The organism is Actinomadura verrucosospora, assembly GCF_039540335.1.
GTDB lineage: Bacteria > Actinomycetota > Actinomycetes > Streptosporangiales > Streptosporangiaceae > Spirillospora > Spirillospora verrucosospora.
Window position 1 is genome coordinate 92,172 of record NZ_BAABEV010000033.1, and the last position, 13,405, is coordinate 105,576.

General features: G+C 75.5%; 13 protein-coding genes. 4 read left to right on the top strand and 9 right to left on the bottom strand.

Annotation, left to right across the window (positions count from 1 at the left end):
• Position 1: 1 nt before the first annotated feature.
• From ABD944_RS29565 to grpE, 4 genes are read right to left on the bottom strand one after another with little or no spacing between them, the layout of a single operon-like run.
• Positions 2–1,261, bottom strand: a complete 1,260-nt coding sequence (locus tag ABD944_RS29565; RefSeq protein ID WP_345182373.1) for a TRAFAC clade GTPase domain-containing protein — start codon at positions 1,259–1,261, stop codon at positions 2–4.
• Positions 1,261–3,891, bottom strand: coding sequence for a SaeA-related protein (locus ABD944_RS29570; RefSeq protein ID WP_345182375.1), 2,631 nt, complete (start codon positions 3,889–3,891; stop codon positions 1,261–1,263). The genes ABD944_RS29565 and ABD944_RS29570 overlap by 1 nt, the downstream gene beginning before the upstream one ends.
• 28 nt (positions 3,892–3,919) lie before the next feature.
• Entirely contained in the window at positions 3,920–5,503 is a 1,584-nt protein-coding gene (locus tag ABD944_RS29575; protein WP_345182378.1) for an Hsp70 family protein, read from the bottom strand.
• Positions 5,504–5,508: 5 nt separating this feature from the next.
• Complete coding sequence (grpE, locus tag ABD944_RS29580) at positions 5,509–6,162, bottom strand: nucleotide exchange factor GrpE (protein ID WP_345182380.1); 654 nt, start codon at positions 6,160–6,162, stop codon at positions 5,509–5,511.
• Positions 6,163–6,355: 193 nt separating this feature from the next.
• Between grpE and ABD944_RS29585 the strand changes: the two genes are divergently transcribed.
• Complete coding sequence (locus ABD944_RS29585; RefSeq protein WP_345182382.1) at positions 6,356–6,997, top strand: ACT domain-containing protein; 642 nt, start codon at positions 6,356–6,358, stop codon at positions 6,995–6,997.
• 43 nt (positions 6,998–7,040) lie between these two features.
• Here ABD944_RS29585 and ABD944_RS29590 read toward each other — a convergent pair whose 3' ends face one another.
• Entirely contained in the window at positions 7,041–7,958 is a 918-nt protein-coding gene (locus tag ABD944_RS29590) for a carbohydrate kinase family protein (protein ID WP_345182384.1), read from the bottom strand.
• Between the two features lie 71 nt (positions 7,959–8,029).
• Here ABD944_RS29590 and ABD944_RS29595 point away from each other — a divergent pair, with 71 nt between their 5' ends.
• Together ABD944_RS29595 and ABD944_RS29600 are read left to right on the top strand one after the other, a co-directional pair.
• A complete protein-coding gene (locus tag ABD944_RS29595; RefSeq protein WP_345182386.1) occupies positions 8,030–8,674 on the top strand; it encodes a class II aldolase/adducin family protein in 645 nt (214 codons plus the stop codon).
• A gap of 35 nt (positions 8,675–8,709) precedes the next feature.
• Positions 8,710–9,513, top strand: coding sequence for an enoyl-CoA hydratase (locus ABD944_RS29600; RefSeq protein ID WP_345182388.1), 804 nt, complete (start codon positions 8,710–8,712; stop codon positions 9,511–9,513).
• On the opposite strand, the gene ABD944_RS29605 is transcribed toward ABD944_RS29600, so the two are convergent.
• The gene (locus tag ABD944_RS29605) at positions 9,470–10,543 is read right to left on the bottom strand and encodes a hypothetical protein (protein WP_345182390.1); all 1,074 of its coding nucleotides are present in this window, start codon (positions 10,541–10,543) and stop codon (positions 9,470–9,472) included. The two genes, ABD944_RS29600 and ABD944_RS29605, sit on opposite strands and share 44 nt — an antisense overlap.
• A gap of 104 nt (positions 10,544–10,647) precedes the next feature.
• On the opposite strand from ABD944_RS29605, the gene ABD944_RS29610 reads away from it, so the two are divergent.
• Positions 10,648–11,067, top strand: a complete 420-nt coding sequence (locus ABD944_RS29610; RefSeq protein ID WP_345182392.1) for a TIGR03668 family PPOX class F420-dependent oxidoreductase — start codon at positions 10,648–10,650, stop codon at positions 11,065–11,067.
• Here the strand turns inward: ABD944_RS29610 and ABD944_RS29615 are convergent.
• The 3 genes from ABD944_RS29615 to ABD944_RS29625 form a co-directional block, all read right to left on the bottom strand.
• Positions 11,064–11,861, bottom strand: coding sequence for an alpha/beta fold hydrolase (locus ABD944_RS29615; RefSeq protein WP_345182394.1), 798 nt, complete (start codon positions 11,859–11,861; stop codon positions 11,064–11,066). The genes ABD944_RS29610 and ABD944_RS29615 overlap by 4 nt on opposite strands.
• Positions 11,862–11,947: 86 nt before the next feature.
• Positions 11,948–12,946, bottom strand: a complete 999-nt coding sequence (locus tag ABD944_RS29620) for an ADP-ribosylglycohydrolase family protein (protein WP_345182396.1) — start codon at positions 12,944–12,946, stop codon at positions 11,948–11,950.
• A 15-nt stretch (positions 12,947–12,961) separates the two neighbouring features.
• A partial coding sequence (locus ABD944_RS29625; protein ID WP_345182398.1) for a helix-turn-helix transcriptional regulator occupies positions 12,962–13,405 on the bottom strand: 444 nt, incomplete at its 5' end.

Here is a 13,405-nt window from a genome sequence, read left to right on the forward strand (position 1 = left end):
GCTACGCCCCTCCCGGCCGGACGCCGTCGAGCATCCCGAACCGGTACAGCAGCCACAGCAGCGGATCCTCCGCCCGGTACGGCCGGACGCCGCCCGCGCCGACGCGCCCCTCCTCCGGGACGCCGCCGAGCGCCGACAGGCCGAACAGCGCGTGGTCGGCGTACTGCTGCCCGAGGTAGGTGTCGAGCCGCCCCGCCTGCCAGTCGTGCAGGAGCGCGCGGACCTGCTCGTTCACCGCGTCCCGGTCGTCGAGGTCGAGGACGCCCTGCCCGGACCGCGACCGGTGCAGCGCCGACTGGCGCAGCAGCCCCGGCCGCAGCACGTCGATCTTGGTGAGCGCGACCGCGACGGGAACGGGCAGCGGCTCGCCCGGACGGGTGCCGTGCCGCAGCCGCAGCGCCTCGGTGACGCGGGCGATGACGTCCAGCGGGTCGCCGTCCGGACCGTCTCCGCCGGGATCGTCCCCGGCCGCGCGCGGGCCCGGCACCGCGTCGAGCACGCCCGGCCGCGCGCCCGGCAGCTCCAGCGGGTCGACCAGGAAGATGATCGCGTCGGCGGCCTCCAGGTACCGCAGGTGCAGGTCGGTGGCCTCGCGGCTGCGCAGGTCCTCTCCCGCGGTGTCGAACAGCACCAGCGCCAGCGAGTCGTTGCGGGGCCGGGCGAAGCGCCCCCTCCTGGTCCGGGTTCGGGTGAGCAGGTAGACCAGCGGCTCGCGCGGGCCGGTCGCGGCGCTCGGCGTCGTCGGCAGCAGCCGCCGCTCCTCCAGCAGCGGCCGGGCGAAGTCGCGCTTGTACCGCTCGATCGTCCGGTCGTCGCACGCGACCAGCGACGCGTCCAGCTCCGTCCCCACCCGGTTCATCAGCTCGTGCAGCAGGACGGCGATGTAGGTGCTCTTCCCGGCGTTCTTCGCCCCGACGAGCGCGACGATCCGGCCGGGGGAGTCGCAGTACGCCGACGGCAGCGGGTTGTGGCACTCGGGGCAGGCGCGGTTCCCGGTCGGCACCCCGCACCCGGGGCAGTCGGCCCGGCCCTTGCGCCCGGGCGCGGCGAACACCGGCGGCAGCGACGCCCCCGCCGTCGACCCGGTGTACTCGGCCAGCCGCTCGTCCAGGACGGGGACGCAGCCCTGCCGGCGCCCGGACTGCCCCCGGCACCGGAACAGGATCCGCTGCGGAGCGACGGACGCGAAGCAGTAGGGGCAGGTGATGCCCTGCCGGGACGGCACGCCGGGGATTCCCACCCGGGCCAGGGGTCTCGTCATCAGGAAACCTGGAGTCGGCGGACGGGGGGATCGCTCAGCTCGACGGCGTCGTCGTCGGCGAAGCAGCGCAGCCAGTACGGGCCTGACGCGGACGGGGCGCCGAGCGACAGCTCGCCCGGCACGGGCACCCCGTCCCACGCGCCGAGGGTCTCGCCGTCGGCGGCGCGCTGCGGCATCACCCGCCCGGCGCGCAGCACCAGCGACAGCCGCGCCACCCGCAGCGGGCGGGACGAGTGGAGCCGGAGCGTCAGCGTCCGCCGCCACGGCGGACCCGACCGCAGCACGTCGTAGTGGACGATCGTGCGCGCCGCGACCTCCGCGGTCGCCGGCGGCCCGGTCATCCGCGCGCCGCCCACCGTTCCGGCCGCGGCGACGGACAGCTCGACGGGCGCGTCCTCGGGGACGGGCAGCCGGATGCCGCCCTGGGTGTCGTAGGCGGCCCGGGTGACGCTCTGCGCGGCCTGGACGGGGTCGTGCGCGGAGTCGCCGGACCGCGCGGCCTCCGCCCCGGCGGCCCGCCCGATCCGGTAGGCGACCTCGACCTCCGCGACGTCGGGCGGCCAGTCGAACCCGACGTGCACGTAGGCGCCGCGCCGCTCGGCGACCAGCCGGCGCGGCGGCGGCAGGTTCACATGCCGGTGGTAGGCGCCGATCGCGGCCGTGCCCTCCGCGACCGTCACCGCGAGCAGCCACCCCCCGGCGCCCGGCCGCACCGCGAGCCCGCCCTCCGTCTGCGCGCACGCGAGCCGCCGCGTCTCCCGCCGCACCTCCTCCAGAGGGACGAGCGCGCTGCGCGGCCACGGCGGAGGACCCGGGCAGAGCACCAGCTCCACCGTCCCGTGCGCGGGCGGCGCGAACCGGGCCCGCACCAGCCCGGGGTCGGCCGCGTCGGTCCCGGCGGCCAGCTCGTACACCGGCTCGGGCGGCGCGCTCGGCGTGGCCGACGCCCGCACCCCGTCGGTGACGACCTCGCGCCCGGACGCGTCGAGGTAGACGGCGGCGATCCGGTAGTGGTGCGTCCGCCCGTTCGGGACGCGCTCCCGGAACCCGTCCCGGCCCGCCGCGACGTCCTGGCCGTCCCGCGCCACGACGACCCGCACCGCCTCCGCGGGGCACCGCCAGCGACCCGTGACCTGCCCGTCCCCGGCGGTCAGCTCGACCTCGCCCGGCTCGGGCCGCACGACCACCGGCCCGGCCACCGCTGGCGCCGCGGCGGCCTCGCCCCGCACCGCGACAACCCCGTAGTACAGCGGCACGTTGACCGGGGGGCGCGCGTCCAGCGCCCCGCCGACGGCCGTGCCGTCGCGGACGTCGCGGGGAGCCCTGCCCGTCCGCCGCACGACGTGGTGGACCACCTCGCCGCCGGTGGACGGCGAATCCTCCCAGGACAGCCGCACCGCCGCGCCGTCCACGTCGGCGTGGACCGCCGGGACCGGGCGCGGCGGCAGGCGCCGCCGGGGGGCGGCGGCGCCCGGCAGGTCCCGGACGAGCCGCAGCGCGTCGGCGAGCAGGCGGTGGGCGCGGTCCGGGTCGGGCTCGGCGGACGCGGCCTCGCGCAGGCGCAGCGCGGTGCCGAGGCGGTGCCGGGCCTCGGCGGCGAGCACCTCCTCCTCGGGCGGCTCGGCGCCGGGGGAGGGGTGCGGGACCCACGCGGCGTCGGCCAGCCCGGCCGCGGCGTGCACGTCGCCGGAGTCCAGCAGCGCGCGGAGCCGCCCCGCGAGGCCGCCGCCCCGGTCGGTCTCGCGCACGACGGCGAACACCAGGCGGCGGGCGTCGCCCTGCTCGACGCCCAGCTCCTCGGCGGCGTACCGGAGCAGGGCGCGCTCGGACGCCCGCTGCCGCAGGCGCTCGCGGAGCCGGTCGGCGATGTCGAACAGCAGCAGCGCGGGGAGGTCGGCGCCCGAGCGGAGCGCGGCCAGCACGGTGTCGGCGTGCGTGGTGGTGGTGTCGCGGCTGCGGCGCGCCCACTCGGCTCCGGCCGCCGCGACCGCGTCCCCGTCCGGGCGCAGGCCGCCGCCCGGCACGGCGAAGCCGTCCAGGACCCGCATCGGGCCGGTGAGGCGGGCGCCGAAGAGGAAGTCGGCGAGGTGGCGCCTGCCGAGGACGTCCAGCGACTCGCGCACCTTCCGGTACGCGGGGTAGGGCGCGGCGGACGGCAGCGCGTCGGGTTCGCGGATCTCGACGCCGTCGGCGGCGGCCGGCCCCGCCAGTTCCTCGCCCCGCACCCCGGAGGTGCGGGCGATGGCCTCGACCTCGGCGGGCGTGGCCATCCGCAGCGCCCCGGCCCCGGCGGCGAGGCCGTCGCGGGCCTCGGCGAGGCGGCGCTCGGCGAGCTCGCGGCCGCCGCGCAGCCGCGCCTCCAGCGGGCGCGCGTCGCCGCGCTCGGCGGCGGAGAACAGCGGCGCCAGCTCGCGGTGCTCGGCCTCCAGCCGGTCGATGAGCTTGCGGTACTTCAGCTGCCCGCGGGCCCGCCGCCAGCACTGCCGGACCTGCCTGACCCGCGCCGCGACGGCCGCCGCGTCCAGCGCCCCGTCCAGCGCGTAGCGGACGCGCAGGTCCTCGGGGGGCCGGTCGCCCGCGGCCCGCGCGGGTTCCAGCACCTCCCGCCGGTAGTCCTCGTCGAACGCCACGGGCGCCTCCAGGGGATCCGCGGCCCGCTCAGCTGACCTGGACCCGGGAGAGGGCCTTGCGGGAGCGCTCGACCTCCTCCTCCGACATGCCGCCGACGTCCACCTTCAGCTCCAGCCGCTCCCCGGTCTCCTTCTCCACGGCCGTGACGTTCAGCAGGCCGGAGGAGTCGAGCTCGAACGTCACCCCGATCGGCCAGCCCGACTTCTTGCCCGGCGGGACGCGGATCTCCCCGGTCGCGATCTCGGTGTTGTCGATCAGGTCGGCGGACTCCACCACGCCGGCCTGCTCCATGACCCGGACGTCGGCCGAGGTCTGGTCGTCGTAGACGGTGAAGAAGTCCTCGGTCCTGGCGGCGGGCAGCTCGTCGTTGGCGTGCACGAGGTGCGCGACGCTCTCGGCGCCGGTCTCCCGGTCGACGACCACGATCCCGAACGCGTGCGAGGCGACCGTCCTGATCCGCCGCCCGGCGATCTGCTTCTGCTGCTCGGCCGACAGGCCCGCCCGGTTCGCCATCTCCTCGGCGCGCTCGGCGGCGCCCTCCCGGACGAGCCGCCGGTAGGTCTCCTCGAACGCGTACAGGGCGGCCCCCTTGGCGACCGCGAGGTCGGGGTCCTGGAGGCGGGGGGCGAGGCCGAGCTCGGTCTGCAGCCGCGCCGCGACGACCGGCATCTTCGTGGAGCCGCCGACGAGGACGAGGTCGTCGTAGTCCTCGACGCCCTTCTCGGCGGCGGTGGCCAGCGTCCGGCCGGTGATCTCCACGGTGCGGTCGAGGAGGTCCTGGGTCAGCTCCTCCAGCTTCTCCCGCGTCACCTCGACCGAGGCGACCCGCCCGGCGTGCATCACCCGGACGGTGTGGGACGTGCGGGTGGTGAGGGCCTTCTTGGCGTCCTCGGCGTCGCGGCGCAGCTGCTGCTCGGTCTGCCGGTCGTCCAGCGGGTCGCCGGCGTCGGGGTGCTCGGCGCGGAACCGCTCGGCCAGGTGCTCCACGAGCCGGGCGTCCCAGTCGGCGCCGCCGAGCTCGTGGTCGCCGTCGGTGCACACCACCTCGATGTGGCCCCCGCGCAGCGCGATGACCGTGGTGTCGAACGTCCCGCCGCCGAGGTCGTACACCAGGATCGTGCGGTCGGTCTCGGGGTTGAGGACGCCGTAGGTGATCGCGGCGGCGATCGGCTCGGACACGATGTCGATGACGTTCAGCCCAGCGATGCGCCCCGCCTTGCGGGTCGCGTCGCGCTCGGCCACGCCGAAGTAGGCCGGGACGGTGATGACCACGTCGCGGGTCTCCTCGCCGGTGGTGGTGCGCGCGTCCGTCGCCAGCTTCAGCAGGATGAACGCCGACACCTCCTCGGGCGTGAAGTCGATCCCGTGGATGGGGCGGGTGACGTCGCGGCCCATGTCCCGCTTGATGAGGCTGACGACGTTGTCGGGCTCCAGGACCGCGGTGTCCTTCGCGGTCTGGCCGACGACGACGTTCTCGCCGCTCTCGAAGAACACGACGGACGGCGTGGTGTCGGTGCCCTCCAGGTTCCGCTGGACCGCGGGCCGGCCCACGTCGTCGATGGAGGCAATGCAGGAGTACGTCGTTCCCAGGTCGATCCCGTAGACGGCCATGTCCCTCACCCGCTGTTCGTCGTCTGTCCGTTGTGCGACGCCTCGCCGGCGGGCGCCGGCTCGGCGAGCCTGCCGACGCTGACCGCCGCCTTGCGCAGCACCTTTCCGCTCTGCTCGAACCCGTCGGACTGCACGGCCGTGACGGTGCCGTCCGCCACGGGGTCCTCGACGGGCGTGACCGCGACCGGGCGGTGCCGGGACGCGTCGTAGGGGGCGCCCGGCTCGACGGTGAACCGCTCGACGCCGAGCCGCGCGAGCGCGTCGGCGACGTCGTCGGCCAGCGCCGCCAGCAGCACCGCCGTCCGCCGCGGGTCGGGCGCCTCGGCGAGATCGGGCGCGCTGAGCCGTTCGGCCTCGCGGCGCGCCTGGTCGTGCAGCCGGTACAGCGCCGCGCGGACGGGCTCCAGCATCGACTGCAGCTCCCCGCGCCGCAGCCGCTGGTTCTCCTCGTGGAGCCGGTCGATGACGGCCTCGCGGTGCTCCGCGCGCTCGCGCTCGCGGTCGAGGCGGGCGGTGAGCCCGGCGAGGGCGTCCCTCACCTCGGCGTGCAGCACCGCGCCCACGTCGTCCCCGCCGGCGTCCCCGGCGTCCCCGGCGCGCGCCGGCTCGGGCCCGGCACCGGAGGCTTCGCTGACTGGGGGTTCCCCGTCCCTCGACACGTAGAGTCACCTTAATGCTGGACGGCAGGAGACGTCAGGCCAACCGATGACCTCCACCGGACTCTAGTTTGACCCGTGCCCGCCGTTCCAGCACCGACTTTCCGTGCCGTTTTCTTGGGATGACACGTCTGGGTAACACAGGGGAAACGGGTGTCGCCGAAGCTGGGACCTCGCACGGAGACTGGAGGTGGCGATGTTGCTGCGAATAAGGGTGCGCCTGCCGGACCGCCCCGGTTCGCTGGGGCAGGTCGCGCGGACCCTCGGCGCGGCGGGCGCGGACGTGGTGCAGATGACGGTCCTGGAACGCGACAACGGGCGGGCGATGGACGACTTCACCGTCGCGTGGCCCGCGGGGGCCGACTCCGAGCGGCTGACCGGGGGCCTCGGCTCGGTGCCGGGCGTGGAGGTCGTCGGGATCTGGCCGACGGCCGAGCCGCAGGGCGCCCATCCCGACGCGGCCGTGATCGGCCAGGTCGCGGCCGTCCCGGAGCGCGGCCTGGAGATCCTCGCCGACGCCGTCCCGGCCGTCCTGAGCGCCGACTGGGCGGGCCTCGCCGAGCTGAAGGGGGAGGACGAGGCGGTCCTCGTGCACGCCAGCGCGGGCGGCGAGCCGGGGACGGTCCTGCCGGACCTGCGGCCGCTGAGGCCGCGGGCGTTCACGGCGCCGGACGGCACGCGTTTCGCGGTCTGCCCGCTCGCGGCGGGCGGGGTCGCGCTGGTGGTCGCGCGGACGGGCGCGCCGCCGTTCCACCGGACGGAGGTGTTCCGGCTGGAGCAGCTCGCCGGGGCCGCCAACGCCGTCCTGCACCGGGTTCGCGGCGCGTCCCCGCTCTGAGCTCCCGCGTCGTTCCGGCCCGTGCCGGTCCGGCGGGGCGAGGTCAGTCCAGCAGGGCGAGGACCGCGTCCAGGTCGGTGAGGCCGGCGTCGGAGCCGAGCCCCTGGGCGACGGTGGCCGCCGCGGCGGTGCCCCAGCGCGCGGCCTCCAGCACGTCCTTCCCGTGCGTCAGGCCGGTGATGAACCCCGCGCAGTAGGCGTCGCCGCAGCCGGTCGTGTCGACGACCTCGACGGGCAGCGCCGGCAGCCGGTGCGCGCCCTCGGCGGTGGCGACGAGGCTGCCCTCCCCGCCGAGCGTGACGACGACCGTGCGGGGCCCCCGCGCGAGCAGCGCGGCGGCGGCCTTCTCCGGGTCGTCCTCGCCGGTCATGAGGGCGGCCTGCTCCTCGTTCGGCAGGAAGTGGTCGACGTGGGGCAGGAAGGCGGCGGCGCCGTCCAGCAGGTCGGGCATGGTGGACAGCAGGTCCATCGTCACGACGGCGCCGGCCTCGCGTGCGGCGTCGAGCACGGCGAGGAAGGCCGGGTCGTTGAGGCCGAACGTGACGTCGGGGCCGCCGAGGTGCACCGCGCTCGCCGCCTCCAGCAGGCCCGGCCCGACCGCGTCCGGGGCGAGGGTCAGGTTCGCGCCGGGGACGTGGAAGCTCGGGCGCCCGCCGTCCGGCCGGATCGGCAGGATCGACGCGCTGGTCTGCTCGGCCGTCCGCCGGACGAGCCCGCGCACGTCCACGCCCTCGCGCGCCATGATCGTGACCAGCAGGTCGCCGAGGTCGTCGGCGCCGATCGCGCCGACCGAGACGACCTCGTTGCCGAGGCGGGCCAGGGCGACGGCGGTCCCGGCGGCGGCGCCCGCCGCGGTCACCCGGATCCGCTCGACGACGACGGTGCCCTGGCCGTCCGGGATGCCCTCCACCGGGCGGGCGAGCACGTCCAGGATGTGCGCGCCGAGAGTGACGACGGTCATGTCCGGCCCCTTAGTGATCGTCTGGGCCGTAGCGTACGCGGTGCAGGCCACGGAATGTGAGAGGTATTCGCATGTTGCTGAGGGACGAGCGGGACGCGTTGTGCGGGGTCGGCCGGCGGCTGGCCGCGACCGGGCTGGTGACGGGCGCGTCCGGCAACGTCAGCGTCCGGTCCGGCGACCTGGTCGCGGTCACGCCGGGCGGGATGATGCTCGACCGGATGGAGCCGGCCGACTGCCCGGTCGTGGACATCGCCGGCCGGTGGGTCGAGGGGGACAAGGCGCCCTCGTCCGAGACCCCGATGCACCTCGCCCTCTACGAGGCGACCCCGGCCTCCGCCATCGTGCACACGCACTCCACCTACGGCGCCGTCGTGGCGACGACCATGAGCGAGCTGCCGCCGATCCACTACAACACGCTCCTGCTCGGCGGCGTGGTGAAGGTCGCCGAGTACGCCACCTACGGGACGCCCGAACTCGCCGAGAACGTCCGGACGGCCATGGCGGGCGGCAAGCGCGCCGCGCTGATGGCCAACCACGGGGGCGTCACGATCGGCCGCGACCTGGAGGAGGCGTACGAGAACGCGCGCCTCCTGGAGTGGCTGTGCGGGGTGTACGTCCGCGCGAAGACGATCGGGGAGCCGCGCGTCCTGACGGAGGAGGAGCTGGCGAAGGTGGTCGAGCGGGGCCTCGCGCCGCCCGACTTCCCCCGCGTGTAACCTAACGCTTGTTAGGTCACTCTGGGAGGCCCGCCTTGCCCTTCGTCCTGGTCGACAAGCCGCGCCCGAACGTCACCCTCATCACCCTCAACCGGCCCGAGCGGATGAACGCGATGGCGTTCGACGTGATGGTGCCCTTCCGGGAGGCCCTGGAGGAGGTCAGCCGCGACAACGGGACCCGCGTCGTCGTCATCACCGGCGCCGGCCGGGGATTCTGCTCGGGGGCCGACCTGGAGAACCCGGGGAACATCCCGGGCATCGACGGGCTGACGCTCCCGACCATCGCGCTGCGCTCGATGGAACTGCTGGACGACGTGGTGCGGGCGATGCGGCGCGTCCACCAGCCGGTCATCGCGGCGGTCAACGGCCCGGCGATCGGCGGCGGCCTGTGCCTGTCGCTCGCCGCCGACATCAGGCTGGGCGCGGAGACGGCCCTGTTCCGCGCGGCCGGGATCAACAACGGGCTGACCGCGAGCGAGCTCGGCCTCAGCTACCTGCTGCCGCGCGCGATCGGTGCGTCCCGGGCGTTCGAGCTGATGCTGTCCGGTCGCGACGTGGAGGCCGCCGAGGCCGAGCGGATCGGCCTGCTGTCCCGCGTCGTCCCCGGCGACAAGCTCCTCGACGCCTGCTACGAGCTGGCCGAGCGGATCGCCGGGTTCAGCCGCCCCGGCACCGAGCTGACGAAGCGGATGCTGTGGTCGAGCCTGGACGCCGCCAGCCTGGACGCCCACATGGGCCAGGAGGGGCTCGCCCAGCTGTACGTCCGCCTCACCACCCACAACTTCGAAGAGGCGATCAAGGCGCGGAGGGAGCACCGCCCCCCGGACTTCCAGGACTGACGCACAGCGGCCGGGTCCGCCGCTGGTACGACCACGCGGCCGCGCCCAGCGCCACGCCGTAGGCGGCGAACGCCCCGATCCCGCACGCCGCGACCGTCCAGCCGGACCAGCCGCTGATGAGCCCGTCGTGCGGGAGGTCGCGCAGCCCGAGGACGGGCGGCAGCAGGTACGCGACGGTCCCGGCGACCCCGTAGGGCCCGAGCGTCAGAGCGCCGAGCCAGGCCGGGGCGAGCGGCAGCCAGCGCGGCACCCTTCGCCCGGCAAGCGGCGGAACCCAGTGCGGGAAGACCTGCCCCCATGCGTGCGTGAGCCCCATGAGCAGGAAGACTCCGGCGAGCGCCGACAGGGTGGTGAAGTCCAGCCCGTACCTTTCCAGCGTGAGGACCAGCCCGGACGCGCCGTTGCGCTCGAACTCGGCCACGACCTGCTCGCCCTCGATCCCCGCGAAGGAACCCCCGAACGCCCACGTCGTCTTCATGGCGACGTAAGGCGCGAAGCCGAGAGCCCCGCCGTACGCGGCCCACCGCACCGCGCGCGGCGCGGGCGACACGGGCGGCGGAGCCTTCGCGGTCCCCGTCCCGGTGTGCTCCCGGCCGCACCGCGCGCACCTTCCCGCCGTGCCGCGCTGGTAGGCCAGGGCCGTCCCCGCGAGAAGGGCCGCGCCCACCGCGCACAGGGACTCGACGGCGAACCTCGGCCAGTCGTCGACCGTCCCGTCGAAGACGAGTTGCAGCGCGTTCATCACGAAGCCGAACGTTCCGGCCCCCGCCAGCACGCACGCCGTCCAGAGTCCGGTGAGCGGCCACCACCGCGGCATCTGCCGCCCGACGTCGCGGACGCTCGACACCGCCATGATCCCGCCGACGCCCAGCAGAGCGGCGATCATCCAGGCCGCCGCATCGGCGTCCGCCAGCGGAGATCCGGTCTCCCCGCCGCTCGCCCAGTACAGGGCCAGCCCCACCGCGCCCACCGACCATGCCCCGGCCGCGTACCCCGCCCAGCGCGGCCACAGCCTCCCGACCGAATCCATGGGACGAGCCTCTCCGCGCCCCCGTCCTCGCGCCTCCCACCGGGGGCCGAACGCCCTACCCCGCGCGGGGGAGCGGCATGGGAGCGGCATGGCAGTCTGAGGGGGTGCCGAAGCTTGCGCCGGACGAGGCGCGCCGCCTGCTGACCACCGTGCCGGTCGCGCGCCTCGCGACCGTGGGGGAGGACACCCGGCCGCACCTCGTCCCCGTGACGTTCGCCGTCCACCGGGGCGCCGTCTACACGGCCGTCGACCACAAGCCCAAGAGCACCCGGGAGCTGCGGCGCCTCGCCGACATCCGGGCCAATCCCCGCGTCGCGCTCCTGGCCGACCACTACGAGGACGACTGGGACCGCCTCTGGTGGGTCCGCGTGGACGGTCACGCGGCCGTCGTCGACGACCCCGCCCGCATGGCCGAACCCGTGCGGCTCCTGGCGGACCGCTACCCCCAGTACCGCGAGCGTCCGCCGGAGGGTCCGGTCATCGCCGTCACCATCGAGGCCTGGACGGGCTGGTCGGCGTCCTAGAGGGAGCGCTGGAAGGCCGTGACGGCCTCGGCGACCTTCTCGGGGAACTCCACGTGCGGGTGGTGGCCGGCGCCGTCCAGCAGGACGACCTCGCCGTCCAGCCGCCGGCCGACCCACTCGGCCTCGGCGGCCGGGTCGGGCCAGTCGATGTCGCCCGTGCCCATGATGACGAGCGCGGGCGCCTGCACCCGGTCGAGCCGCGCCTCGGACTCGGCGTGGGACATGCTCAGATAGTCGGCGATGACCTTGCCGCGGCCCGGCTCCTGGAGGTTCGCCTTCAGCTTGGCCTTGTGCTCGGCGAAGTCGGCCGGGGGCTTCGGCTCCCACTTGGGGTAGTACGACATGTAGAGCGGCAGGGCCAGGCCGGGGACCCGCATGAGGGCGGTGGTCAGCTTCTGCGCGAAGCCGCCCTTGCCGTCCCGGACGAACGGCGCCGCCAGGACGAGCCCCTTCACCAGCTCGGGCGCCTCGGCCGCGACCCACACCGCGGCGGCCGCGCCGTTGGAGCAGCCGTAGACCAGCGCCGGACCCGCGTCCAGGTGCTTGAGCAGGGCCAGCAGGTCGTGGGCCAGCGGCGTGCTCCCGTACTCGGGCCAGCGCGTGCTGGTCTCGCCCATCCCGCGCTGGTCGACGGTCACGACGCGGTACCCGGCGTCCAGGAGCAGCGGCCGGAGGAACCGGTACTGCGACCGCAGGTCGAGCATCGAGGGGAGGCACACGATGAGCGGGCCGTCGCCGCTGTCGTCGTAGGCCAGCCGGCCGCCGGGAAGGTCGAGGAACCGGGTCTCGCTCATCGCGCACTCCTTGAATCGCTGTAGCTCTATGGCTAAGGATATTAGCTATAGGGCGACCGAGAGTCAAGAGCGGTGCTCTCGCGGGATCAGTCCCAGGCCTCGCCGAGCCTCGCGAGGTCGGCGGCGTACTCGATGCGGGCGGACCACTCGCCCGGCCAGGCGTCCATGCCGAGGTGCGCGCCCGCGAACGCCCCGGCCAGGCACGCGATCGAGTCCGAGTCGCCCGAGCTGGCCGCGCCGCGCCAGATCGCCCTGACCGGCTCGTCCGGGAAGAGCAGGAAGCACAGCAGACCGGTGGCGAGCGCCTCCTCGGCGACCCAGCCCGCGCCCGTGGCCCCGCACGGGTCGGACGTCCGGTCCCCGCGCGCGACGGCCTCGTCCAGGCGGTCGAGGACGTCCAGGCACTCGTCCCAGCCCCGGGCGATGAACGCCTCCGGGGTGTCGACGCCGGGCTGCTGCCACAGGGTGCCGAGCCAGCGCTCGTGGTAGACGCCGCGCTGGTCGCGGCAGCGGGCCCGCAGCGCGGCGGGCAGGTCGGACGGGGCCATGCCGTCGGCCAGCCACCGGACGGCGAACGCCGTCAGCTCGCTCGCCGCGAGCCCGGTCGGATGCCCGTGGGTGAGGGCCGCCTGGAGCTGCGACGCCCCGGCCCGCGTCTCGTCCGACAGCCCCGGGGCGAGGCCGACCGGCGCGACGCGCATGTTGGCGCCGCACCCCTTGGAACCCGCCACGGTGGCCTCCGTCCAGGGCTTCCCGGCGGCCAGGTTCTCGCACGCGCGCAGACAGGTGTTCCCGGGCGCGCGGTTGTTGTCCGGGCTGTTCAGCCAGTCGACGAAGCGCCGCCGCCACATCGGCGTGATCAGATCGGGGGTGAACGGAGGGTTCGCCAGGGCGTCCAGCAGCCCGAGCCCGACCGCGATCGCCATCTGGGTGTCGTCGGTGACGAGCGCCGGGTCGCCGTCGAGCCGCGCGGGGCCGTGCTCGCCGAACCGCCGGTGGATCTGCTTCATCGTGAGGAACTCCGTCGGCGCGCCCAGCGCGTCCCCGTACGCCAGCCCGAACATCGCCCCGCTCGCCCTTCTCATGGGCGGCATTCTCCCCTAACCCGTACAAGCATCGCGGTAGCCGCCGGGGGTCATGCCGTAGCAGCGGACGAACCAGCGCGTCAGATGGCTCTGGTCGGCGAAACCGGTGCGGGCCGCCACGTCCCCGATCGCGTCGCCCCCGGCGAGCAGGCGGCGCGCGGCGCGCAGGCGGAGCTGGCGCTGGTAGTCGCTCGGCGCCATCCCGTACTCCCGCCGGAACCCCCGGTACAGCGCGAACCGGCTGCACCCCGCCGCCTCCGCCAGCGCGTCGGCGCCGATGTCGTCGGTGTAGCACTCCTCAAGGCGCCGCCGCGCCCGCTCGACGAAGCCGCCGACGGGCGCCGCCCGCAGCCGCCGCGTGGCGGCCCGGTCGACCAGCGTCCCGACGGCCGCGGTCAGCAGCTCGTCGTGCCGCAGGGCCGGCGCGCCGCCGAGCAGCGCCGCGTGCAGCCCGCGCAG